General features: G+C 72.5%; 22 protein-coding genes. 9 read left to right on the forward strand and 13 right to left on the reverse strand.

The window, feature by feature from the left end; genetic code table 11:
- Positions 1-52: 52 nt before the first annotated feature.
- Positions 53-661 carry a DUF1524 domain-containing protein gene (locus tag QWU11_RS37550; RefSeq protein WP_290119288.1) on the reverse strand — a complete coding sequence of 203 codons (609 nt, stop codon included), beginning with the start codon at positions 659-661 and terminating at the stop codon, positions 53-55.
- Positions 662-1,450: 789 nt separating this feature from the next.
- Between QWU11_RS37550 and QWU11_RS37555 the strand changes: the two genes are divergently transcribed.
- Both QWU11_RS37555 and QWU11_RS37560 read left to right on the forward strand, forming a co-directional pair.
- The gene (locus QWU11_RS37555; protein WP_290119289.1) at positions 1,451-2,002 is read left to right on the forward strand and encodes a hypothetical protein; all 552 of its coding nucleotides are present in this window, start codon (positions 1,451-1,453) and stop codon (positions 2,000-2,002) included.
- A gap of 32 nt (positions 2,003-2,034) precedes the next feature.
- Positions 2,035-2,370, forward strand: a complete 336-nt coding sequence (locus QWU11_RS37560) for a hypothetical protein (RefSeq protein WP_290119290.1) — start codon at positions 2,035-2,037, stop codon at positions 2,368-2,370.
- Between the two features lie 164 nt (positions 2,371-2,534).
- On the opposite strand, the gene QWU11_RS37565 is transcribed toward QWU11_RS37560, so the two are convergent.
- The 5 genes from QWU11_RS37565 to QWU11_RS37585 all read right to left on the reverse strand — a co-directional run bounded on the left by QWU11_RS37565 (position 2,535) and on the right by QWU11_RS37585 (position 8,680).
- Positions 2,535-3,017, reverse strand: coding sequence for a SigE family RNA polymerase sigma factor (locus QWU11_RS37565; RefSeq protein ID WP_290119291.1), 483 nt, complete (start codon positions 3,015-3,017; stop codon positions 2,535-2,537).
- Between the two features lie 54 nt (positions 3,018-3,071).
- A complete protein-coding gene (locus QWU11_RS37570; RefSeq protein ID WP_290119292.1) occupies positions 3,072-3,971 on the reverse strand; it encodes a hypothetical protein in 900 nt (299 codons plus the stop codon).
- 187 nt (positions 3,972-4,158) lie between these two features.
- The gene (locus QWU11_RS37575; RefSeq protein ID WP_290119293.1) at positions 4,159-5,964 is read right to left on the reverse strand and encodes a hydantoinase B/oxoprolinase family protein; all 1,806 of its coding nucleotides are present in this window, start codon (positions 5,962-5,964) and stop codon (positions 4,159-4,161) included.
- Positions 5,961-7,985, reverse strand: coding sequence for a hydantoinase/oxoprolinase family protein (locus tag QWU11_RS37580; RefSeq protein WP_290119294.1), 2,025 nt, complete (start codon positions 7,983-7,985; stop codon positions 5,961-5,963). The genes QWU11_RS37575 and QWU11_RS37580 overlap by 4 nt, the downstream gene beginning before the upstream one ends.
- Before the next feature lie 80 nt (positions 7,986-8,065).
- On the reverse strand, positions 8,066-8,680 hold the full coding sequence (locus QWU11_RS37585; protein ID WP_290119295.1) for a DsbA family oxidoreductase: 615 nt from the start codon (positions 8,678-8,680) through the stop codon (positions 8,066-8,068).
- A gap of 111 nt (positions 8,681-8,791) precedes the next feature.
- Here QWU11_RS37585 and QWU11_RS37590 point away from each other — a divergent pair, with 111 nt between their 5' ends.
- Complete coding sequence (locus QWU11_RS37590; protein ID WP_290119296.1) at positions 8,792-9,166, forward strand: FKBP-type peptidyl-prolyl cis-trans isomerase; 375 nt, start codon at positions 8,792-8,794, stop codon at positions 9,164-9,166.
- A 24-nt stretch (positions 9,167-9,190) separates the two neighbouring features.
- Here the strand turns inward: QWU11_RS37590 and QWU11_RS37595 are convergent, their stop codons facing one another.
- Positions 9,191-9,829, reverse strand: a complete 639-nt coding sequence (locus QWU11_RS37595) for an SDR family oxidoreductase (protein ID WP_290119297.1) — start codon at positions 9,827-9,829, stop codon at positions 9,191-9,193.
- Between the two features lie 80 nt (positions 9,830-9,909).
- Between QWU11_RS37595 and QWU11_RS37600 the strand changes: the two genes are divergently transcribed.
- Positions 9,910-10,491: a TetR/AcrR family transcriptional regulator gene (locus tag QWU11_RS37600; RefSeq protein WP_290119298.1), complete on the forward strand. Its 582-nt coding sequence runs from the start codon at positions 9,910-9,912 to the stop codon at positions 10,489-10,491.
- Positions 10,492-11,321: 830 nt separating this feature from the next.
- Here QWU11_RS37600 and QWU11_RS37605 read toward each other — a convergent pair.
- On the reverse strand, positions 11,322-11,972 hold the full coding sequence (locus tag QWU11_RS37605; RefSeq protein ID WP_290119299.1) for a carbon monoxide dehydrogenase subunit G: 651 nt from the start codon (positions 11,970-11,972) through the stop codon (positions 11,322-11,324).
- A gap of 215 nt (positions 11,973-12,187) precedes the next feature.
- Between QWU11_RS37605 and QWU11_RS37610 the strand changes: the two genes are divergently transcribed.
- From QWU11_RS37610 to QWU11_RS37630, 5 genes are all read left to right on the forward strand, one after another.
- Entirely contained in the window at positions 12,188-12,985 is a 798-nt protein-coding gene (locus QWU11_RS37610) for a polysaccharide deacetylase family protein (RefSeq protein ID WP_290119300.1), read from the forward strand.
- Positions 12,986-13,130: 145 nt separating this feature from the next.
- Positions 13,131-14,015, forward strand: a complete 885-nt coding sequence (locus QWU11_RS37615) for a hypothetical protein (RefSeq protein ID WP_290119301.1) — start codon at positions 13,131-13,133, stop codon at positions 14,013-14,015.
- Between the two features lie 39 nt (positions 14,016-14,054).
- Positions 14,055-14,819 carry a GNAT family N-acetyltransferase gene (locus QWU11_RS37620; protein ID WP_290119302.1) on the forward strand — a complete coding sequence of 255 codons (765 nt, stop codon included), beginning with the start codon at positions 14,055-14,057 and terminating at the stop codon, positions 14,817-14,819.
- Positions 14,820-14,880: 61 nt separating this feature from the next.
- Positions 14,881-15,492 carry a TetR family transcriptional regulator gene (locus QWU11_RS37625; protein ID WP_290119303.1) on the forward strand — a complete coding sequence of 204 codons (612 nt, stop codon included), beginning with the start codon at positions 14,881-14,883 and terminating at the stop codon, positions 15,490-15,492.
- A gap of 65 nt (positions 15,493-15,557) precedes the next feature.
- Positions 15,558-17,051, forward strand: coding sequence for an FAD-dependent monooxygenase (locus QWU11_RS37630; RefSeq protein WP_290119304.1), 1,494 nt, complete (start codon positions 15,558-15,560; stop codon positions 17,049-17,051).
- A 1-nt stretch (position 17,052) separates the two neighbouring features.
- On the opposite strand, the gene cutA is transcribed toward QWU11_RS37630, so the two are convergent.
- The 5 genes from cutA to QWU11_RS37655 all read right to left on the reverse strand — a co-directional run bounded on the left by cutA (position 17,053) and on the right by QWU11_RS37655 (position 23,975).
- Complete coding sequence (cutA, locus tag QWU11_RS37635) at positions 17,053-19,467, reverse strand: aerobic carbon-monoxide dehydrogenase large subunit (protein WP_290119305.1); 2,415 nt, start codon at positions 19,465-19,467, stop codon at positions 17,053-17,055.
- A 55-nt stretch (positions 19,468-19,522) separates the two neighbouring features.
- On the reverse strand, positions 19,523-20,002 hold the full coding sequence (locus QWU11_RS37640) for a (2Fe-2S)-binding protein (protein WP_290119306.1): 480 nt from the start codon (positions 20,000-20,002) through the stop codon (positions 19,523-19,525).
- Positions 19,999-20,862, reverse strand: coding sequence for a xanthine dehydrogenase family protein subunit M (locus QWU11_RS37645; protein WP_290119307.1), 864 nt, complete (start codon positions 20,860-20,862; stop codon positions 19,999-20,001). Before QWU11_RS37645 ends, QWU11_RS37640 begins: the two co-directional genes overlap by 4 nt.
- 7 nt (positions 20,863-20,869) lie before the next feature.
- Positions 20,870-22,270 carry a solute carrier family 23 protein gene (locus QWU11_RS37650; RefSeq protein WP_290119308.1) on the reverse strand — a complete coding sequence of 467 codons (1,401 nt, stop codon included), beginning with the start codon at positions 22,268-22,270 and terminating at the stop codon, positions 20,870-20,872.
- A gap of 97 nt (positions 22,271-22,367) precedes the next feature.
- Positions 22,368-23,975, reverse strand: coding sequence for a PucR family transcriptional regulator (locus QWU11_RS37655; protein ID WP_290119309.1), 1,608 nt, complete (start codon positions 23,973-23,975; stop codon positions 22,368-22,370).
- Between the last annotated feature and the right edge of the window lie 86 nt (positions 23,976-24,061).

Consider the following 24,061-nt stretch of genomic DNA (forward strand, 5'->3'; position numbering starts at 1 on the left):
GCGTGAGGTGGGTCACGCGGCGGCCGCCCCGGCCGGGTTCTTGCGTTCTGCCTCAGCAGGCGTCGAGGAGGTCCCCCAGCGCGGCTTTCTCGGCGCTCGTGACGAACAGGTCGAAGGTGTACTTCACGCTCACGTACTGCTCGCCGTACGTGCACCAGTAGGCGGTGTTCGGCGGCTTCCACTCGCTCGGGTCCTGGTCGCTCTTGGAGCTGTTGCTGGAGCTGGAGGCGATGACCAGCTGGGAGTCGGTCAGGTCGTTCCCGAACGCCTTGCGCCGGGCGGCGGTCCAGGTGTCGGCCCCGGTACGCCAGGCGTCCGCGAGGGGGACGACGTGGTCGATCGTCGCCTGCGCGACCACGGTGACGGTGGTGTCGTCGTAGGCGCTGTACCAGGAGCCGGAGGCGGGTTGGCAGCCGTCACTTCCCTCGACGACGTCGTCGCCGTCACGGGCGAGGACGTCCTGGCGGGTGGTGCAGCCGTCGGGCTGACCGGCCCAGACGTCGAAGGCGTCGCGGCTGTACCCGTCCATGCTGTGCGGGGTCCCGACCGTGAGCGAGGCGAGCTCGGTCCGCGCGACCGACTCCGACGGGGGCGGCGGCGGATCGGCCAGCGCCCGGGTCGAAGGTCCGGCGAGGGTCGCGATCCCGATAAGGGTCGCCACGATCATTGCGGCACGTCGTCGCACTACGGGGTCCTCTCATCCGTGGATCCCGCTCCCCGCATGAGACTCGCGCTAGAGTCAACCAAATAGTTACTAAGCAGTAAATATGGTGGTATTGACCGGATCTGGACAAAGGGGTCCATTAGACGCATTCGCCGGAAGAGCCGCATCGGGAGCGGCGGTACGTCCGCCCGGATGAGATGGGCCGGCGGCGGATCGGACGCCGACGACGAGCGTCGGAACGTGGGGGCTCGGCGTCGACGAAGCCGCACATGGTCTCGACGGGACGACCGGCCGTCACTCAGGCAACGGCGGCGGACGGCAGGTCGGCGCCACCGGTGCACGGCCGCCGGACGACCGGCCCGTCACAACACCGGCCCCGGCGATCGCCGGGAGCCGTTCCACCGTCAGCCGCGACGCGTGCGGACGGCTTCACCGCCCGGTGCCGCCCCTGTCGACCGGCCGCCTGGGGCGGTGACCGGCCATCCGCCCGCCGGGCACCCCTCGGCGCGCACGGGCGATGCCGATCCGGTCGTTGGGGCCTGCCGTGCGGGCGGGACGGCGCCGGCCGATGAGCGAGGTAAGGGCGCGCGGGGACGGCGACCGAGGCCAAGGCGCCCAGGACGGCGACCGCGCTGGATTGAGCACCGCCGACCCCGACCCCCCGAACCGAGAAGCGATCGAAGGCGTACGAGACCGTGGCCGTATCGATCAAGTTCCGCCGGCCCCGGGCCCCCGAGCCGAGGGGCGGTCGGTCGGGGTGGGGGCGGCTCGGCCAGGATGGGCGGCATGTCCGCCTTCGCCGATTCCGTCGACGTGGCCGCCCTTGCCACGCGGCTGCTCGTTCTGCCGCCCTCGTGGGGGGCGGTGCGGATCGTCGCGGTGGACGGGCCGAGCGCGGCGGGCAAGTCGACGTTCGCGTCGGGGCTCGCTAAGGCTCTCGGCGGTGCTCCGGTCGTCCGGTCCGATGACTTCCCGGTGCCCTGGGACGGAGATCCGCTCGCCTGGTGGCCGCCGCTGACCTCGCAGGTTCTCGAGCCGCTCCGCGCGGGCCGTACCGCACGGTTCCGCCGCTACGACTGGCGGCGCGCGGCCTACGCCGAGGCGGTCGAGGTCCCGCCCGCGCCCGTGGTCATCGTCGAGGGGGTCGGCGCGGCGCGGGCGCCGGCGGCGTTCCGGATCTGGGTGGACGCGCCCTATGACGTACGGCGGCGGCGTGCGGCCGAGCGCGGGGACGACCTCGGCGACTGGGAACGCTGGGCGGCGAGTGAGGAAGGACTCTTCGCCGCCGACCGTACGCGCGACCGGATCGACCTGGTCATAGACGGAAATCCCGAATAGCTCGCCTGACCTATCGCGTCATAATGGCTCACATGCGGAAAGTCTGGCGATGGGTGGTGCGTTCGGAAACGACGCTGGGGCTCATTCTCCTCATGTTCGCCCTCGCCGGCGCCGGAGTCGTCATCCACTGGATGTCGTCGGCCGAGCAGGGGTGCGCCCCGGGCGACCCGGCGGCGATCTGCGACGACGCGCTGAAAGACGTCATCGTGCCGATCACCGTCTTCGGCACGCTGCTCTTCTGCGCCGTGTCCGTCCTCGGCGTCAAGTGGTCCTCGGCGACCTGGATGCGCCGCTGGGCCCTCATCGGCCTGGCCGGCGAGCTGGCCTGCCTCGGCGTCGGCGCCGCCCTCGCGGCCACCTCGCCTTAGGTCCCGCTCGAAACGGAACCCCGACGCGGGCGTACGCGGTGCGGGTGCGGCCGATGGCACCGTCACCACCGAGCCGCACCGCACCGCGAGCACCAGACCCCCGAGCGACCTCGCCACCCGCAGCCGGCCGCCCACCCCGCCGCCACGTGCGACGAGTCGGGACGCTAGCGAGGCGCCGAGGTGCCCTCACCGAGGAGAACACGCAGCTTCTCGAGCGACCGCATGCTCTGGATCTTCACGTTGCTCTCGGACAGGCCCAGCATCTCGGCCACCGTCCGTACGCTCAGGTCGTCCCAGTAGCGGAGCACGACGATCGCCCGGTCCCGTGGTGCCAGGCGGCCCAGGGCCTCGACCAGGGTGAGCCGCAGCTCGGCCTGGTCGCCCGCCGCGGCGGTCTCGGGCAGCGCCTCGACGGTGAGCTCCTCGGAGCTGCGCCGCCGCTTGTGGTCCAGGAACGTCCGCAGCAGGATCCTCCTCGCGTACGCGTGCGGATCCTCGATCCGCCGCCACTTGAGGTAGACCTTGGCCAGCGTGATCTGGGTCAGGTCCTGGGCGAGATGCCAGTCCCGGCTGAGCAGGAAGGCGGTCTGCCGCAGCCGGATCACCGCGCCCTCGGCGAACGCGGAGAACTCGCTGTCGTCGCGCATGGGGTCCTCTCGGTGCGGCGGGCCTCAGGCGGGCGAGGCCCGCCGCACGACGGGTCAGGAGACGGTGGGCAGGGACGGGTGGTCGGCCGCGCCCTGCTTCACCAGCGCGGAGTCCATCTTCGCCCCCCATGCCGGGGTTGCGGCGATCTTGAGGACCTGGGCCGGCGTGATCGCGATCGTGCCGGGCGGGTTGGCCGTTCCGTTCCAGGCCAGCCACGTCGTGGTGAACACCTCGACGGTGACGCCGTCGCCGTGGTCGACCGTCACCGCGCTCGCACCGTCCGGCTCGATGTTGACGAGGGCGCGGCCGCCTCCCGGCAGGTCCCGGCAGCCCTTGTCGGCCTTCTCCAGCCGTTCGTCCTGCGCGGCGAGCTGCTTCTCCAGCTGTTTGCGCTGGGCCTCGGTCGCGAACTTCAGCTTGCTCCTCTCCTGGACCTTCCGCGCGGCCTTCCTCTTAGCGGGGTCGCACAGGTCATCACCGAGCGCGCCCTTGTAGACGAAGGCGCGGATCATGCCCGGCCCCTTGCCGGTGTCCAGGTAGATCTGGCCGAACGCGTACCTGCCCTGTTCCTCGGGCCCCTGGGCGTAGCCGCTGGTCCGGCCCTGCGGCAGCAGCCGCTGCAGCTGCTCGACCACGGCGGCGTCGGTGACCGGGGACTTCGGCCCGGCCGGCTGCTTGATCACCGTGGAGGTCGAGCTCGCGGCGAGCACGGGGGCCGCCACCTTCAGCGGAGCGGCGGCGAGCGGCTCCGTCTCCCTCCCCGGCGACACGATCGCGAACGCCCCGACGGCCAGGGCCGCCAGCGCACCCGTGGAGCCCAGGCCGATCCACACCCTCTGCGTCCGTCGTGCCCGCCGGCCGTCGCGCACCGCGTCCTCGAGCAAGCCGCTCACCGGCGGCTGCTGCTGGGCGGACATCTCCTCACGGAACATCTCTCTGAGCCTCTCGTCCATGTCGTACCTCTCTTCGGACCGGGGCGCGCGCTCCTGACCATGAAGACGGAACGAGGACGGGCTTTGGTTACAACGCGGAAAGCCGGCGATCGCCCTTCCGCGGAACGGGCACGCCTGCGGCATGGCCCGCGCCGGCCGCTCGCTGTTCTACCGGGGGCCACGCCGGGGCACTGGGGAGAGACGCGTCCTAGTCGTCCACGTCCGCCCGCGTACGGCCGTCGGCCAGGGTCGCGTAGCCCGGCCCGCGGTCGAAGAAGGAGACCGGGCCGCGGCCGGCGCGCATCCGGGTCCGGAGGGCGGCCGTCGCCTCCGGGTCCGCCGACTCCCCGGCGAGGACCACCCCGTAGTCGTCCCGCGCGGCCTCGGGTGAGACCTTGCCGTCCCGTACGTCGGCGGCGACCTTGTCCGGCGGGCGGTTCAGCGGGTCGCCCCAGCCGCCACCGCCGGTCGTACGGATCCTGATCACCTCTCCCGCACGTACGGGATGGGCATCGACCAGGCCCTCCATCTCCCGCCCCTCGATCTCGACGCGGAACGGCCGCCCTGCGTGCCCGCCACCGACGCCCCAGCAGGAAAGGATCGAGCGGTCCGCGATCGACATGTAGTGCGCGTCGCGCAGCATCCGGATGTGCTTGTCGTAGCCGAGCCCGCCGCGGTACTCCCCCGGCCCGCCGGAGTCGACCGCGAGGCCCAGCCGCTCCACCCGGAACGGCCAGCGCGCCTCGGCGAACTCCACCGGGATGTTCCGCGAGTCGGGCACCACGTGGATCGTGTCCTCGCCGTCGGCGTAGTAGCGGCCGCCCGACCCGCCGCCGAGCACCTCGCGCATGAGGTACGGCTCCGGGTCCGACCCGTACACGCCGGTGTAGCGGATCGTCTCCTGGTCGGCCGGCATCCGGCCGCCGGTGGCCTTGGCCAGCACGCCCGCGAGGACGCCGAGCAGGCGCAGGATCACGAACGTACGGGCGTTGGTGGGCGCGGGGAAGATCGGGGTGAGCAGCGTGCCCTTCTCCGGGAACCGCATCTCGATGAGCGGTACGACGCCCTCGTTGACGTCGAGCTCGGCCATCCGCTCGGGCGTGTCGGCGAGATTGCGCAGGATGGGCGCGAGCCACTTCTTCAGGAAGACGCCGTCGGCGTAGTCGCCCGCGTGGTTGATCGGGCCCTTGGCCTGCGGAGACGTGCCGTTGAAGTCGATGATGATCTTGTCGGGGGTCTTGGTGAGGGTGATCCGCTGGGCGTGCAGCCGGGGCGGGTCGACGCCGTCATGCTCCGCGTAGTCCTCCCAGACGTGAGTGCCGTCGGGAATCTTGGACAGGATCTCCCGGCGGAACGTCTCGGTGGTCTTGTCGAGGATCGCGTCGAAGCAGTCCTCGATCGCCGCGCGCCCGTACCGGGCGAACAGCTCGCCCAGCCGCCGCGCGCCCATGAGGCAGGCCGAGCACTCCGCGTCCAGGTCCCCGGCGAGCGAGTCCGGCATCCGGGAGTTCCGGGTCATGATGCGCAACGCCGCGTCGTTCGGCACGCCCTGGTCCCACAGCTTGATCGGCGGGACCATCAGCCCCTCCTCGAACGCCGACCGCGCGTGCGAGGGCATCGAGCCGGGCACCGCGCCGCCGATGTCGTCGTGGTGCCCGAACGCCTGCACGAACGCGACCACGTCACCATCGGAGAAGACCGGCACCGTCACGCACAGGTCGGGCAGGTGCCCGATGCCGCCCTCGGACAGGTAGACGTCGTTGTGGAAGAACACGTCGCCGGGGCGCATCGTCTCGATCGGGAAGTCCCGTACGACGGGCTGCACGAGGGCGGAGTAGGAGCGCCCGGTGAGCTTGCGCATGCGGCGGTCGTGGATGCCCGCGCGGAAGTCGTGCGCGTCGCGGATCATCGGCGAGCGGGCCGTACGGGCGATCGCCGTCTCGACCTCCTTCTCGACGGAGGCGAGAGTGCCCTCGACGATCTCCACGAGTACGGGGTCGGCCCTCATGCTCATCGGTCACCACCTTCCTCACTCGCCGGGATTCGCTCCCCCGCGGTGACCACCAGGTTGCCGTGGCCGTCCACGCGGGCGGTGAAGCCCGGGTGGAGCGGCAGCGTGGATCCGAACTCCTCGACGACCGCCGGGCCGGTCAGCAGGTCGCCGGGTTCGAGGCGTTCGCGTGCGTAGACCGGTACGTCGGCCCAGTCCTCGAAGTAGACCCGCCGCACGCCCGTACGGGCACGCGCGGGGTCCCCGTCGCCGGGCGGGCGTACGGGCGGATCGGGCCGCCGGATCGGGCCGACACCGGAGACGCGCAGGTTGACCCACTCGACCGGGTCGCCGCGGTGGCAGTAGCCGTACAGGCGCTCGTGCTCGTCGTGGAACCGGCCCGCCACCTCATCGGGGTCGACCGCGCCCACCGGGACGCGTACCTCGAACGCCTGCCCGTAGTAGCGCAGGTCGGCCGAGCGCAGGTAGCGATGCTCGGCGAAGCCCTGCCGGTCGAGCGCCTCGCCGGCCTGGCGTTCGAGGTCGGCGTAGACGCCGGCGAGCGCGGCCGGGGACGGCTCGCGTGTGACGTGGGTCCGCACGTACTCGCTGCGCACGTCCACGGTCAGCAGCCCGAACGCGGACAGGTTCCCGGGGTCGCGCGGCACGATGACCGAGGGAAGGCCGAGGACGTCGATCAGGCGGCACACGAGCAGCGGGCCGGAGCCGCCGAAGGCGACCATCGGGAAGTCCCGTACGTCGAGGCCGCGCTTGACGGTGATCTGCCGGATGGCGTTCGCCTGGTTCCAGGCGCTGATCTCCAGGATGCCGGTGGCCGCCGCCTCGACCTGCAGGTTCAGGCCGGCGGCGAGCTTGCGCAGGCCGTCCGTCGCGGCGGGCACGTCGAGCGGGATCTCCCCTCCGAGCAGGTGCGGGGGGATGCGGCCGAGGTGGACGTGGGCGTCGGTGACGGTCACGTCCGCGGCGTCCCGGCCGTAGCAGAGCGGGCCGGGATCGGCCCCGGCCGAGCGCGGGCCGACCTTCAGCGTGCCCTCGGGCGAGGTCCACGCGATGGAACCCCCGCCGGCGCCGACCGTGACGATGTCGATCATCGGGATCTTGGAGGGGTACCGCCCGACGGTCCCCTCCGTCGTGAGCGTCGGCTCCCCGCCGAGCACCACCGCCACGTCGGTCGAGGTCCCGCCCCCGTCGAGCGTGATCACGTCGGAGCCCGTCCCGGCGCGGGCGACGAAGGCCGCGCCGAGGGCGCCGGCGGCCGGGCCGGACAGGACGGTGGTGATCGGCTGGTTCACCACCTCGGCCGCGGACAGGACCCCGCCGCTGCTGGTCATCACGTACAGCGGGACGTCGCCGAGCCGGTCGGCGATCTGCGCGACGTATCGGCCGATCGCGGGCTTGACCGCCGCGTCCACCAGGGTGGTCACCGAGCGCTCGTACTCCCGGTACTCCCGCAGCACCTCGTGCGACAGCGAGACCACGGCGCCGGGGTGCTCGCGGCGCAGCACCTCGCGCATGGCCAGCTCGTGCGCGGGCTCGGCGTACGAGTGCAGGAAGCACACCCCGATCGCGTCGACGCCCTGCTCGCGGAACCACCGCGCGGCGCGTACGGCGGACTCCTCGTCGAACGGCCGGACCTCGGCGCCGGTGTGGTCGAGCCGCCCGCCGACCGTACGCACGCGGTGCGCGGGCACGATCCGCGGCGGCTTGACCCAGAAGTAGGAGTTCCCGTAGCCGTCCGGCACGCTCTGGCGGGCGATCTCGAGCATGAACGCGAAACCCTCGGTGGTGATGAAGCCGAGGTCGCCGACCCGCCCCTCCAGGAGCCGGTTGGTGGCCACCGTGGTGCCGTGGCAGACCGCCGCGATGTCGGCGGCGCCGAGCCGCCCGATCCCGGCCATGAAGCCCTCGGCCGGGTCGCCGGGCGTCGAGGGCGTCTTCGTCGTGACGATCGCGCCACTGTCCTCATCCACCGCGACGACGTCGGTGAACGTGCCACCAGTGTCAATACCGATCCGGATCGCCATAGGTCAGTGTCTACCCGGCCGGCGGGCGGCGGGGAACCGTCGAGTCCTGCCAACGCACCCGCCGTTTTTCGTCACCGGGGCTACGTCTGCGCGGCCACCTCGCGCAGCGCGCTCTCGAAGAAGTCCACCGACTGCGCGCCGGAGACCGCCCACGTGCCCTCGAAGACGTAGAACGGCACGCCGTTCACGCCCACCGCACGCGCGCGCTCCAGCTGCTCGGTCACCTCCGCGTCGCCGTCACCGGCCGCGAGCAGCTCCGCCGCGTCGGCGAGCCCGCCCTCGGCGGCCAGCTCGGCGAGGGTCTCGTGGTCGTTCAGGTCGCGGCCCTCGGCGTGGTAGGCGCGGAACAGGCGGTCGACGACCGCGTCCTGCACGCCCGCCGCGCCCGCCAGCGCGATGACCCGGTGGGCGTCGCGTGTGTTGGCGCTGATCGCCGTGTCCGGCTCGTAGGGGAGGTTCTCGGCCGCCATCAGCCCGCGCATCTGCGCGTGCATCTCGGCGACCTTGGCCGGCCCGCCGAACCGGTCGGCCAGAAGTTCGCTGGTCAGCCCGCCCCCGACCGTACTCGGGTCGAGTTGGAACGGCCGCCACGTCACCGTGGTGTCCCCGTCGTGGGCCTTGGCGGCGGCCGAGAACCGCGCCCGGCCGAGGTAGCACCAGGGACACACGACGTCGGAGAAGATCTCGATGTTCACGTCGTTGCGAACCCGGCGCGCCGTAGGCGCATTCCGTACCCCCGGACAATCGCGGAGGCGAAATCGCTAGGCTGGGCAGCTCATATGTCGTCCAGACTCGAAAGACTTCCCATGGCGCTTGAGCGACCCGAGATCGATTTTCCCGAGGGCAACCCGCCCGCCGAGCTGGAGATCACCGACCTCACCGTCGGTGACGGCGCCGAGGCCCAGCCCGGCTCCACCGTCACCGTCCACTACGTCGGTGTCTCGCACTCCACCGGCGAGGAGTTCGACGCGTCGTGGAACCGCGGCGAGCCGTTCGACTTCCCGCTCGGCGCGGGCCGTGTCATCCAGGGCTGGGACCAGGGCGTGGCCGGCATGAAGGTCGGCGGCCGCCGCAGGCTGGTCATCCCGCCGCACCTGGGTTACGGCGACCGCGGCGCCGGCCGTGCCATCAAGCCCGGCGAGACGCTGATCTTCGTGGTGGACCTGATCTCCGTCAACTGACGGATGCACGCCGGCGGGTCCTCGTCAGTACGCCACCGAGACGCGGTGGTGCACCGAGGACTCGTCGGCGACCAGGCCGAGCATGCAGGCGGCCAGGTCGGCGCGCGAGATCTTGCGCCCGCCGCGCAGGTTGAGGTCGGTCGCGGTCCGGTAGCGGCCGGTCGCGTCCTTGTCCACGAGCTGCGGCGGACGGATGATCGTCCAGTCCAGTTCGCTCGCCTGGACCTCGTCCTCACAGCGCCGCATGTCGTCGAAGGCGTCCTTCATCAGGCGCTCCAGGATGATCGGCTTGATGACGTAGCGGATGACCGCGCTGTCACCCGCGTCGGTGAACGGCCCCGCGGCGCTGACCACGAGCAGCCGCCGTACGCCCGCCTTGTCCATCGCCTCGACGATCGCGCGGGCGCCGTCCGAGCAGATCGTCGTGGGCCCGCGGCCGCGCGGGCCGAGCGCGGACAGGACCGCGTCGGCGCCCTCGACCGCCGGGGCGGTCGCGACCGGGTCCCGTACGTCCGCGGTGAGGACCTCCAGCCGCTCGTGCGCCGGGACGTCGAGCCGCGCCGGGTCGCGGACGACCGCCCGCACGTCGTGACCCTCCTCCAGCGCCTGACGCACCAGCTGCGTGCCGGTGCCTCCCGTGGCTCCGAAAATCGTGAGTCTCATACCGGCCCCGTCTCGTCTAGGTTAGTGAGTACTCACCAACTACCATAGTAGGTGCGTACCCGCTGACCAAGAGAGGCCCGATGACCACGCGCGATCGCATCCTGGACGCCGCCGCGGAGCTCATGCGGACGCGCGGCATCGTCCGGACCACGACCAAGGAGATCGCCAAGGCGGCCGGCTTCTCCGAGGCGACGCTGTACAAGCACTTCCGCGACAAGGAGGAGCTGCTCCTGCGCGTACTACGCGAACGCATGCCCGGCTTCGCCCGCGTACGGATGGAGCCCGGCGAGGGTCGCGTCTCGGACAACGTCTTCCAGCTCATCCGGGGTTCACTGGACTTCTACCGCGAGGCGTTCCCGATGCTGGCCTCACTGCTGTCCGAACCGCAGCTGATGGCCGCGCACCACGCCTCCATCAGCCGCTACGGCGCCGGCCCGCGGCACGCGGTCGACCGGATCGCGGACTATCTGCGGGCGGAGCAGAAACTGGGCCGGGTCTCCGCCGACGCCGACCCGCACGCGGCCGCGGCGCTGCTGGCGGGCGCCTGTTTTCAGCAGGCGTTCCTGCGCTACTTCGCCGAAGGCGTCGCCGCCGCCCCCGCCTCGGACGAACTCGCCACCACCCTGACCCGGACCCTCATGCGCGCCCTCACCCCTGCCTGAGCGGCCCGGCGATACGGAGTCCCCCGCCGGACCTTGGGCCGGGCCGGCGCGGAAGCGCGGCGCTTGCGCCTGGATCAACGTGATGGCGGGTTCACCGGGACAGGTCCGCCGCGCGATAGACGCCAGCGTCGGGCGCCAACGACCCGAGCCGGAAGCGAGAGCGCGGCACTCGCACCCGGACCAGGAGAGGTAGCCGGTCCGCCGGGGACGGGTCCGCCATGCGATAGGCGCCGACCCGCCGACGGCGGACCTCGCCGACCCGAGCCGGCGACGGTGCATCCCTGGGCGTATGACTCAAAACGTTGCCCGGGATCTCAGGTGCAGCCGATGCCGACGGCTTCGGCCGACCGGAGCGCGACGGCGAGGCCGCGCACATGCGCGGCACGAAGGCGGCGCCGTCCTCGACACGTACCCGTAGCGAGCCCTCGGTGGTGTGCAGACCGGCCTTCTCGGCGATGGCGGCCGAGCGCCGCCGACGACCACGCTCGCCACGACGAAACGCCGCTCCCCCATCGCGCGCCCTCCCCGAGGCCAGGACCCGCGGACCGCCGCACCCGCTTCACGCGAATCCGCTACCGTCCCCATCGCGCGCTCTCCCTGGGGGCCAGGACCTGGCTGACGGCCGCGCCCCTGGTGTCGGGACCGCGCCGCAAGTCAGCGGCGACTCTGGCGGCCCAACGCCCGACCGACAACCACGCCCGCCAGGGCGAAACACCTCTACCGCCCCCATTTCCCACCCGGGGCCGGGAACCGGTGGACGGCCGCGCCCGCCCCACGCGAACTCGCTACCGCCCGTATCTCGTGCCCTGGTGTCGAGCCGGGGCCGCAGGTCAGCGGCGGCGGCTCTGGCGGGCCAGCGTCCAGCCGACGGCCACGCCCGCCAAGGCGAGGAAGCCGCCCGCGCCGACGGCGGAGGCCATCGCCCACAGGTCCGACGACGAGCGGGACCCCGTCGCCACCGAACCCGGGTACGTCGCCGGAGCCGCCGGCTGACCGGCCGGGACCATGACCGCGCCGGCCGCCGCCGGAACGGGCACCGCCGGGCCGACGATCGCGTTCTCGACCGCCGAGAAGAACTCCCCGGCCGTCTTCTTGCCCACGCTCGCCAGCATGCGCTGGCCGACGCCGCCGATCATGCCGCCCACCGTCGCGTCCGCGTCGTAGTCGACGCGGGTGCCGCCACCGTCCGCCTCCGACAGGCGTACGCGTACCGTCGCGTCCACCGTGCCCGGGGCGCCCTGGCCGCGGGCGCGGAGGGTGAACGCGTGCGGGGGCTCGGGGTCGGACAGCGCGACCTGACCCGCGTACGTGCCCTTGATCGAGGCCACTCCGGCCCTGATCGTCATCGCGTACGTGTCCGGGGCCACCTCGTCCAGGCGCTCGCAGCCCGGGATCGTCCGTGCCAGCACGGCGGGATCCTGCAGTGCCCTCCACACGTCCGGTACGGGCGCGGCGACGCTGACGCTGCCGTTGACCTTCATCGGCGACCTCCTGTGAGCCCCGACCCTAGGAAACCCCGGACGCCGGGCGAATGGCAACAACTGCCGAGCGACACGCACGGCCTTTGGCGACCACGCGCACCCAGCCGGCCCGCCCCCGAACCGGCTCGGCGTCGGAAGCGGTTTCCGACGGCATTCATGCAATCATGAGCCGCTGGCGACAAAGCCGACATTCGACGCCATATGAGGGGTTTTCAATGGCGCTTCGGCCCCCGGCCCGCGCGGCGACGGCGGCCGCCTGCACGCTGATCGCCGCGGGCGGGCTGACCGCCTGCCACGACGCGACGCGAGCGGCGGCCCGCACTCCCACGCCCTCCGGGAACGCCCGGAACCGCCGCCCCTCCGGCAAGCCCCCGAAGGCGCACACGCCCGCCCCGGCCACGATGACGCTGGCCCCCGCCGGCCCGCTCCCGCCGGTGATCAGCAACGTCCCCGTCCACGGCAGGCTCGTGTTCATCACCATCGACGACGGCTGGGAGAAGGATCCCTCGTTCGTCGGACTCATCCGCCGCGAGCACATCCCGCTCACGCTGTTCCTCACGAACGCCGCCGTCCGCGACGACTACGGCTACTTCCGCGGCCTGCAGCGTACGGGCGCGCTCATCGAGGACCACACGATGACCCACCCCGAGATGCGGAAGCTGTCCTATGAGAAACAGCGGGCGGAGATCTGCGGACCGGCCGGCATCTACGCCCGCGAGTACGGCGCACGGCCGACCCTGTTCCGCGCCCCGTACGGCGCGACCGACACCGACACGCTGCGCGCCGCACGCGACTGCCGGATGAAGGCGGTCATCTTCTGGCGCGAAGTCGTCACCGGCGGCCGGATCGCCTACCAGAAGCCCGGAAGACTGCACCCCGGCGACATCCTGCTCGTGCATTTCAAGCCGAACATGACGGCCGATTTCAAACGCATGCTGCACACGATCGGGAAACAGGGCTTCCGGCCCGCCGCCCTGAAGAAGCACCTGCCCGCGCGCTACTTCCGGCGTTGACCGGCCCCGTGGAAAGCCGCCGCAAAGCCTGACCGATCTCGGGAGGGGCGCGACGCCCATCGGCCCCCGCGCGTGTTCTCCTGCTTTTCCGGCGAAGCGACGCTTCGCCAATCTGATACGCGTTCAATTCCGGCAAGGCGGTCTCATGGGGTCCTTCTCGAAGGCTACGGGCGGCGCGGGCGCCGTCATCATCACTGCGGCGATGGCGACGCCCGCGATGGCCGCCGGTCCGCGGATCGTACGCGTCGCGTGCAGCGCGCCCGCGCTCGCCGCGGCGATAACGGCGGCGAACGTCACGGCCGGCACCGTCCTCCGGCTCGCCTCCCGCTGCACGTACAGCATCACGACGCCCGCGACCGCGGCCACCGGGCTGCCGGCCGTCACCGGGAACATCACCCTGGTCGGCGGCCCGAAGACCACGGTGAGGCGGGACCCGGGCGCGGCCGCGCTGTTCCGCGTCTTCGACGTGGCGGCCACCGGCACGCTCCGCATCGCCGGGATCTCGATCCTGGGCGGCCGCACGGCCGGTCTCGGCGGCGCCATCCAGAACGCGGGCCACCTCGTGATCCGCCAGGCGACACTGGCGGGGAACGCGGCGAGCAACGGCGGCGCGGTGGCGAACAGCGCGAACGCCACGGCGACGATCTCCCGCAGCCTGTTCAGCAGCAACACCACGACGAGCGTCGGCGGCGGCGCGTTCATCAACTTCAGCACGCTGACCGTGATCGGCAGCGTCCTGTCGGCGAACACCGCGCCGATCAACGGCGGTGCCGTCAACACGCAGCCGGGCGGCATGACGCGGCTCATCCAGACGACCGTCGCGCACAACACCTCCGGCGGCCTCGGCGGAGGCATCTCCAATCTGGGCACTCTCGCGCTGGACCGTACGCTGGTGCATCTCAACCGGGGTTCGAGCGGCGGCGGAATCGCCACCGGTAACACCAACGTGACGCTTCGCCGGTCGGTCGTGCGTAACAACATTCCCGACAACTGCAATCCTCTCAACACCGTTCCGGGGTGCGTCGGCTGACATTGCCGGGAGAACCGGAAAGCCCGTCATACTGCGACAGTGAGGCGATGGCGCCCGGTTCCCGGCCTCGGCGCCGGCGGCGTGTGCGGGCGATGCCGGGGACCCCTGCGGTCCACCCTGTATCGCCTGCACCCCGCCGGCTCGCCGATGTACGAGCGCTGCGCGTCCTACGTCTGGTGCTCGCCGTGCCGGCGGTTCGCCGGGCAGACGGTGTACGTGCCGGAGGGCCGTGCCCTCCCGGACCCGCTGGGCGGCCTCACCCGGCACGAGCGCGCCGACCTCACCGGAGGCCAGGGTCTCCTCACCGACCTCGACCGCGCGCTGACCCGCTCCGGACGGGCGCCGAGACCGCACTGGGTGGTCACGCCGGAGCCGGTCGAGGCGACGAGCCTCCTGCGTGATTACTTCACCGACGTGGCCTCGCGTTACTACGGCCGCCCGGCGACCGAGGCCGAGGTGGACGCGGCGCTGGCCGAGGACCCGAGCGACGACCTGGCGCGCTTCCTCGTGGGCCGCCGCGACGGAGCGCCCGGGGGGTGCGTCGGCCTGCGGCTGATCGGGCCCGGCGTCGCCGAGCTGACCCGGATGTTCGTGCGCCCGTCGGCCCGGCGCACCCACGGCGGGCACGCGCTGCTCGCCGCCGCCGAGGACGCCGCCCTCGACCTGGGCGCGCACACGATGCGGCTGGACACGCGCCACGACCTCACCGAGGCCCGTGCCCTGTACGCCGCGCACGGCTACGCCGAGATCCCGGCGTACTCCCACGGCCCGTACGCCGACCACTGGTACGAGAAGCGCCTCTGAAACAAAACTTGCGGGGTCGGCAATATTGCGGACCACGCACGTTCGCCGTAGAGTTCCGGCCATGACCACTCCGCGCGCCGCTGGCCTCCGAGAGCGCAAGAAGCAGCAGACCCGTGAGGCGCTGAGCTGGGCCGCGCTGCGGCTGGCGGTCGATCGCGGTTTCGGAAACGTCCTGGTCGAGGACATCGCCGCCGAGGCCGGAGTGTCGCCGCGCACCTTCAACAACTACTTCTCCAGCAAGGCCGAGGCCATCGTCTGGCGGCAGATGAACCGCTACCGCCAGGTCGCGGCGCTTCTGCGCGCGTGCCCGGCGGACGAGCCGCTCTGGGACGCGATCTCCAGCGCGGTCATGGGGGCCTTCGGCGAGGGAGAGAAGCTCCCGGACTCGGGGTGGACCACGGGCGTACGGCGCATTCTCGCCGAGAGCGAGTTCCAGGGAGAGCTGCTGAGGTCCGGCGCGACGATCGAGCGCGAGTACGCGGAGGTGGTCGCCGAACGGACCGGCACCGACGCGAGCCGCGACCAGTACCCGCTGCTGGTGGCGGCCGTCGTCGGCGCCGTCATCCGCGTCGCCAGCGAACAGTGGCTGCGCGCCGATCCACCGGTCCCGCTGCCCGCACTGCTGCGCGACTCCCTCGACCGGCTGGCGGCCGGTCTGCCCGCGCCCGAGTAACCCCCCGCCACACGACCCGGCTCCGCGGAGCCGCCATTTCGTCATGCCCGGAACAAGGAGAACCCATGGATGTCGCGATCGTCGGCGGTGGCCCGAACGGCCTGCTGCTCGCCTGTGAGCTGGCCCTGGCCGGCGTACGCCCGGTCGTGCTCGAACGCTCGCCCGAGCGCCCGGCGATGCCCAAGGCCAACGGGCTCGTCGGCCGCGTCGTGCCGGCCCTCGACCGCCGCGGCCTGTACGCCCTGCTCAGCGGCCGTGACGAGCCGCCGGCGGCGGTGCCCGGCTTCCAGTTCGCCGGCCTGCCGCTGGCGCTGTCCGCGCTGGAGGACAACCCGATGCACATCCTGCCCATCCCCCAGCGCCGCCTGGAGGAGCTGCTCGAGGGGCGCGCCACCGAGCTCGGCGTGGAGATCCGCCGGGGCCACGAGCTGGTCGCGCTGGGCCAGACGGCCGACCACGTGACGGCCGAGGTGGAGGGCCCGCGGGAACGCTACGAGCTGACCGCCCGGTACCTCGTCGGCGCCGACGGCGGGCGCAGCACGGTGCGCAAGCAGTGCGGCATCGGCTTTCCCGGCATCACCGACCGCGGTTTCGTCGCCCGCAGCGGCCAGGTCGTCATCCCCGCTCCGGTCGCCGTTCCCGGCACCGGGGAGCTGGAGGTGCCGGGCGCGGGCCGGTTCCGTCCCGCGACGTTCACGCGCACCGAGCGGGGGATGTTCGCGTACGGGATGTTCCAGCCCGGGCTCTACCGCGTGAGCGTGCACGAGTGGACCTCCGCGGAGCTGGAGGACAGCGATGAGATGCCGCTGGAGGAGCTGCGCGAGGCCGTGGGGCGCGTGCTCGGCGGCGATGTGCCGATGAGCGCGCCGGACGGCGCGCACGCGGCCCTGCGCCGGTCGATCGGGGTCAACTCCCGCCAGGCCGACCGGTACCGCGCGGGCCGGGTGTTCCTCGCCGGCGACGCGGCCCACGTGCACAGCGGCGTCGGCGGGCCCGGCCTGAACCTCGGCATGCAGGACGTGCTCAACCTCGGCTGGAAGCTGGCGGCCGCGATCGGCGGCCGGGCGCCGGAAGGCCTGCTGGACACGTACGCGAGCGAGCGGCAGCCGGTGGGCGAGCGCGTCATCACGCAGACCCGCGCGCAGATGGCGCTGCTGTCGCCGGGGCCGAACGTCACCGCGCTGCGGGAGCTGTTCGGCGAGCTGCTGGAGGACCGCGCCAACGTCGCGCGGATCGCCGATCTCATGACCGGCGCCGACGTCGCCTACGCCGCCGGGCCGCACCCGCTGACCGGCCGCTGGATGCCGGACCTGGCACTGAGCACGGGCACCGTCGCCGGGCTGCTGCGCGGCGGGCGGCCCGTGCTCCTGATCCTCGACGGCCGCACCGGCCACGCGGAGGTCGCGGGGCCCTGGACGGACCGGATCGACGTCGTGGCCGCCACCGCCGTCGGCGCCCCGGCCGAGGCCGTCCTCATCCGCCCGGACTCCTACGTCGCCTGGGCCGGCGGCGAGGGGCTGGAGGACGCCCTGCGCGCGTGGTTCGGCGCCCCGGCCTGACTCAGCCGGAGGCGGCGGCCGAGCGGGCCCGGTTGGTGCGCTCGGCGGTGCCCGCCTCCGCCTGGAGGCGCAGGTGGTACAGCTCCGACGGGGAGATCGGCATCTTCGCGATGCGGATGCCCTCCGCGTCCTCGACCGCGGCGGCGATCACCGCGGACCCCGGGATCACGCCGGCCTCCCCCGCGCCCTTGATGCCGAGCGGGTTCAGCGGCGACGCGGTCTCGATGTGCCCGGTCTCCACACGCGGGATCTCGGTCGCGTACGGCATGAGGAAGTCCATGAACGACGCGTTGAGCAGCTGGCCCTCGGAGTCGTAGACCATCCGCTCGTACAGCGCGCCCGCGACGCCCTGGGCGACTCCTCCGTGAATTTGCCCTTCGACGATCCGGGGGTTGATGAGCCGCCCGCAGTCGTGCAGCACGGCGTAGCGCAGGACGCGGATCTCGGCGGTGTCCGGGTCGGTCTCCACGATCGCGGCGTGCATGCCCGAGGCGAACGTCGAGCGCGGCGGTGAGTAGTAGTCCTTGCCCTCCAGGCCCGGCTCGCCGGTGAGCGGCGGGTCGTCCATCGAGCCGCCGGTGGCGAACTGCGTCGCCTGCTTGGCCGCCTCGTCGAAGGCGTACCGCAGCGGGTTGGACAGCACCGCGACCGTGCTCAGCGGGATCGAGGCCGAGGCGTTCCCCTTCACCCGTACGACGCCCTCGACGATCTCCAGGTCCCTCGGGTCGGCCTCCAGGGCCTCGCCGGCGATGCGCAGCGCCTTCTCGCGCACCTTGCGGGTGGCGAGCGCGATGGCGTTGCCGCTCATCACCGCGGCGCGCGAGGCGAACGTGCCGACGGCGTAGCCGAACCGCCGCGTGTCGCCGGTCGTGACGATCACGTCGTCCATGGACACGCCCAGCTCGGACGCGGCGATCTGCGCGAACACGGTCTGGTGCCCCTGACCCTGGGAGGTCAGGCCCGTGGACACGTGCACGCGGCCACTGGAGTCGATCTCGACGTGGCCGCCCTCGTACGGGCCGACGCCGGTGCCCTCGACGTAGCAGGCCAGCCCGATGCCGACACGCCGGCCCTCCCGCCGGGCCTCGGCACGGTACGCCGCGAAGTCCTCCCAGCCGATGAGCTCCTTGATGCGCCGCAGCATCTCCGGGTAGTCGCCGGAGTCATAGATCAGCGGCCGGCCGTCCTGGAAGATCAGCCCCTGGTCGTACGGGAACTCCTCGGGCCGGATCAGGTTGACCTCGCGCACGGCGGCCCGGTCGAGCCCGAGCTCGTCGGCGATCCGGTCCATCGTGCGCTCCATGCAGAACGCCGCCTGCGGGCGTCCGGCGCCGCGGTACGGCGTGACGATGACCGTGTTGGTGTAGAGGCTGGTGAACCGCACGCGGTACGCGCCGGGCTTGTACGGCCCGAGCAGCTGCGTCGAGGTGATGATCGGCACGATGATGCCGTACGGGGTGTACGCGCCGTGGTCGTGCTGGATCCGCACGTCCAGGCCGAGGAGCCGGCCCTCGCCGTCGAAGCCGACGCGTACGTGCTGCACCTGGCCGCGCTCGTGCGCGGAGGAGATGAAGTGCTCGCGCCGGTCCTCGGTCCACTTGATCTCCCGGTCCAGGAGCCGCGCCGCCCAGGGCACGAGGACCTCCTCCGGCCAGGGGTGCACGATCTTGACGCCGAAACCGCCGCCGACGTCCGGCGCGATCACCTCGACCTTGTTCGCGGGCAGGCCGAGCCTGGCCGCGATCGCCATGCGGACGCTCGTGGAGGTCTGCGTGGAGGAGTAGACGCGCAGCGAGCCGTCGTCGGCGTCCCAGCGGGCGTAGACGCCGCGTCCCTCCAGCGGCATCGACGCGCTCCGCTCGATGTCGAGGCGGAAATCCAGCACGTGCGGCGCGGCGGCGATCGCCGCGGGCACGTCGCCGGTCTCCTGCGTGAGCTCGGCGCCGACGTTGCCGGGCACGTCGTCGTGGACGAGCCTTTCGGTGGTCGCCGCGTTCTCTATGCCGACGACGGGCGGCAACGGCTCGTACTCCACCCGCACCCGCTCGGCGGCGTCCTCGGCGAGGTAGCGGTCCCGCGCGACCACCATGACGATGGGCTCGCCGACGTGGCGTACGACCTCGCGGGCGAGCGGGTAGGCGGTGCGCCCGTGGGTCAGCGCCGGGTGCGGGATCAGCAGCGGGAGCGGCTCGCCGATCCGGCCGGGCAGGTCCTCCCAGGTGTAGATCGCGACCAGCCCGTCGACCTCCAGGGCGTCGTCCACGTCGATCCCGGTGATCCGCGCGTGCGCGTGCGGCGAGCGGACGAACGCGGCGGCGAGCGCGTCGCGGCCGAGGTCGTCGAGGTAGCGGCCCTGACCGGTGATCAGGCGCGGGTCCTCCCGGCGGACGATCGCCTCGCCGAACATCGAGGTCATCGGGGCCTCCTTCGTCGGAGAGGGTGACGGCGGGGGGCGGGCGCCGCGCGCCCGGTCACGGGCCCGTCCCCTCTTCGGCGATCAGGTCCGCGGCCCGGTGCACCGCCTTGATGATGTTCTGGTAGCCCGTACACCGGCACAGGTTGCCGGAGATGCCCTCGACGACCTCCTCGTCGGTGGGGCGCGGGTTGTCCCGCAGCAGCGCCGTCACCGTACAGAGGAAGCCCGGCGTGCAGAACCCGCACTGCAGCCCGTGGCAGTCCTGGAACGCCTGCTGTACGGGGGACATCCCGTCGCCGCCGAGGCCCTCCACGGTCGTGACCTCGTGCCCGGACGCGGTCACCGCGAACATCAGGCACGAGCGGACCGGCTCTCCGTCGAGCAGCACCGTGCAGCAGCCGCAGACGCCGTGCTCACAGCCCACGTGGGTGCCGGTGAGGCCGAGGTCGTGCCGGAGGAAGTCCGACAGCAGCCGCCGCGCCTCCGCCGAGGCGGTCCGCGGCACCCCGTTAACGGTGAGGCTGATATCGGTCACAGGGCCTCCTGGGCGGCGGTTCGCAGGACCCGCTCGGTGAGGACGCCGGCGAGGTGGCGGCGGTAGTCCGCGCTCGCGTGGATGTCCTCGTCGGTGTCGATGTGCTCGCGGGCGTACGCCGCGGCGGCGGCCCAGTCGCAGGTGACCGGGGGGCGGTGGCCGAGCACGGCGGTCAGGTCGAGGACGAGCGGCGTGGCCGCCACGCTCAGGTAGGCGACCTTGGCGAGGCGTACCCGCTGGTCGTCGTCCAGCGTCACGAGCGCGGCGGCGCCGGCCATGGCGTAGTCGCCGTGCCTGCGGGCGACCTCGGCGAACGCGGTGCCGGAGCGCGGGGGCGACACGGGGAAGAACGCCGCGGTCGCCAGCTCGCCCGGCCGCAGGGACGACTCCAGCGGCCCGGCGAAGAACTCCGCGGCCGGGATCACGCGCCGTCCGCCGGACGAGACCGCCTCGACCGTGCCCTCCAGGAGCGCGAGGACGGCGGGCAGCTCGGCCGAAGGGTCGGCGTGGGCGAGGCTGCCGACGACCGTGCCGCGGTTGCGTATGACGGGGTGGGCGACCTGCCGCAGCGCCGCGCGCAGCAGCGGCTGCGCCCGCGCGGCCTCCTCGGAGTGCTCGACCCGGGCGTGCCGGGCGAGCGCGCCGACGCGTACGCCCTCCGCGGTGACCTCCAGGGTGTCCAGCGACGTCAGCCGGTTGATGTCGACCAGGTGGCCCGGCGCCGCCAGCCGCATGTTGAGCAGCGGGATGAGGCTCTGGCCGCCCGCGAGGACCTTGGCGTCCTCCGCCGTACGGGACAGGACCTCCACGGCCTCCGCCGGCGTCTCCGGAGCGTGGTGCTCGAAGGGCGGTGGCTTCACGGCCGGGTCACTCCGCGGCCTCCGTGGCCGGGCGGCCCGGTGCGTCGGCGACGGTGTCGCTCTCCCCCGGCGCGATCACCCCGCCGCCCCCGTCGCGCGGGGACCGCTGCGCGGCGGCCAGCGCGTGGTAGCCGACCAGCACCGCGATGGTGCCGAGGGCGATGCCCTGCAGCGGGAAGTCCTTGGTGATCTGGAGGGTGACGTTGCCGATGGCGAGGATGATGCCCGCCGCCACCGGGACGAGGTTGACCGGGTCACCGAAGTCGACGCGGTTCTCGATCCAGATCTTGGCGCCCAGGAGCCCGATCATCCCGTACAGGACGACGGTGATGCCGCCGAGCACGCCGCCGGGGGTCGCGGCCACCAGCGCCCCGAACTTCGGGCACAGCCCGAACAGGATCGCCACGATCGCCGCGACGTAGTAGGCGGCGGTGGAGTAGATGCGGGTGGCGGCCATGACGCCGATGTTCTCGGCGTAGGTCGTCGTGGGCGAGCCGCCGACCGCGCTCGCCAGGAACGTTCCGACGCCGTCGGCGGCGATGGCGCGGCCGAGGTAGGGGTCGAGGTTCGTCTCGGTCATCGCGGCGACCGCCTTGACGTGCCCGGTGTTCTCCGCGATGAGGGCGATGACGGCGGGCAGGGCGACGAGGATGGCCGAGGTCTTGAAGTCGGGCCCGTGCAGGTGCGGGAAGCCGAACCAGTCGGCCGCCCTGACATTGTCGAAGTCGACCCGGAAGTGCGTGCTCTTGGCCCCGGTGCCGTCCACCGCGGTGATCTTGCCAGCGGTCTTGTCCAGGATCCACGACAGCGCGTACCCGAAGACCAGGCCGAGCAGGATCGCGATCCGGGACCAGAAGCCGCGCAGCAGCACCGCGCACAGCACCACGAAGGCGAGCGTGGCCAGCGCCACCCACTGGTCCTGGGGCCAGTAGACGTTCGCCACGACCGGCGCGAGGTTGAAGCCGATCAGCATGACGACGGCGCCGGTGACCACGGGCGGGAAGATCCGGTGGATCACCTGCGCGCCCAGGAAGTGGATGATCACGCCGACGATCAGCAGCACGAGGCCGGCGACCAGGATCGCGCCGGTGACGTCGGCGGTCGAGCCGCCCGCTCCGCGGATCGAGGCGACCGCGCCGACGAACGAGGCGCTGGTGCCGAGGTAGCTCGGCACCTTTCCGTTCACGATCAGCAGGAACAGGATCGTCGCGATGCCCGACATCATGATCGCCAGGTTCGGGTCGAGCCCCATGACGACCGGGAAGACGAACGTCGCGCCGAACATCGCGACCACGTGCTGGGCGCCGATGCCGACGGTCTTCCCCCAGGAGAGCCGCTCGTCCGGCGCGACCACCTCGCCGGGCGCGAGGCCGCGTCCGTCGCCGTGCAGTTTCCAGCCGATCGCCATGGCGGCCCTCCAGGATCTAGATGCGGGCACGCTAGAACCCTGCCTCCGCTCGGACATCGTAGAGAACTGCCAAACCGCGAGGCACGCGGTTGTGACCTTAGATACCCCGCATGCGCAGGACGTGAAGCGCGAGCGTGAGGTTGAGCCGCAGGTGCGCGTCCTCGGTGAAGGGCCCGAGCAGCCGCTCGAGCTTCCCGATGCGGTAGCGCAGGGTGTTGTAGTGGAAGTGCAGCCGCCGCGCCGTCTCGGCCACGTTCAGGTTGGTCTCCAGGAGCACCTGGAGCGTGCGCCGCAGGTCGACCGCCTCCGGATCGCCGTCCCCGGCGAGCTCGCCGAGCGTCTCCGCGACGAAGGCGTGCAGCTCAGCGGTGTCGCCGACGAGGCTGAGCAGCCGGAAGACCCCGAGCTGGTCGAAGTGGGCGACCGCGCCGTCGCCGTGGAGCTGGCGGCCCACGTGCACGGCCTTGACCGCCTGGTCGTACGCGGCCGGCAGCTCGCCGGGCACTCCCGCCGTACGGCTGACGCCGACCGAGAACGTACGGCCCGCGTCGGCGAAGACGGCGGTGGCGTCCTTGGCGAGCGCGTTCACGTCACGCGCGTCGGCGCCGAGCACCGCCACCACCTCATGGCTGAAACCGGCCACCGCGCCCTTGCGGTCGCGGCGGCGTACGGCGGAGGTCAGCGCGGCGGTCAGCCGGTCCTGGAGCACCCGCTCGTCGGCGGCGCCCGTGGCGTCGGGGTCGAGCTCGGCGACGACCACCGTCACGGGGCGGCCGAGGTCCCAGCCGAAGCTCGCGCTGTGCGCGACGACGTGCTCGTCGCCGCCGCCGGGGCGGCCGGTGAGCACGTCGCGCAGGAAGTCGGCGCGGTACTTGCTCTCCACCGCCGAGACGGCCTGCTGCTTGGTGATGACCAGCGCGGCGACCGTGGCCGCGCGCTCCAGCATGCCCACCTCGGGCGCGACGTCGCTCACCGCCGCCATCCGGCCGTAGGTGTAGCCGCCGGCCACGACCGGGACGACCGTGCGGTCGCCGTGCGCGCCGTACTCCTCCGGCTCCGTGCCGCCGGACCGGAGCCCGGCCAGGTGGCGCTCGTCCCCCGAGGCGACCAGTTCGCGGCCGTCGCCGTCGATGACCGCGACGGCCGCGCCGAGCAGCGCGGCGACCTCGTCGGTGATCTCCTGCAGCCCGCCGCCGCACAGCACGATCTGCACGAGCGCGCGGTGGACCTCCTCCGTGCGCGCGAGGATCGCCGCCTGGCGGTTGAGGATGTCGGTCAGCACCTGGTTGAGGATGTCATCGAAGCCGACGTCGCCTGCCAGCAGGATCAGCGGGAAGCCCAGCTCGTCGGCCTGCTCGATCATCTCGTCCGGCAGGCCGTCGAGGTAGCGGCCGAGCTTGACCGCGATCGCCGCGAGGCCGCGCTCGTCGAGGTCGGCGACGAGGTGGGCGAGCGACTGCGGGGTGTTGCGCAGCGGATAGCCGGTCGTGAGCAGGAGCTCGTGCGGCTTCACCCAGGCCAGGACGTCCGGCACCTCCATCACGTTGAGGCGCTGCACCACCCGGTCGAGCCCGCTCTCCCCCGCGATCACGTGGGCTCCGGAGAGCGCGGGCACGCCGAGGACCTCGCCGACGGAGAGCCCGTACGTCAGGGTTCCGGTGCTCGCGAGACGCAGTGTGGGAGGGAGGGGTTCGGTGAAGGACATCGGTGCCCGATCTGCCGCAGTTGACCACCCTTTGGCTAACTATGCGCGAACAACCATGACAAGAGACACGAACGATGGCAACCATC

It is taken from the genome of Actinomadura sp. DC4, from assembly GCF_030406325.1.
Lineage (GTDB): Bacteria > Actinomycetota > Actinomycetes > Streptosporangiales > Streptosporangiaceae > Actinoallomurus.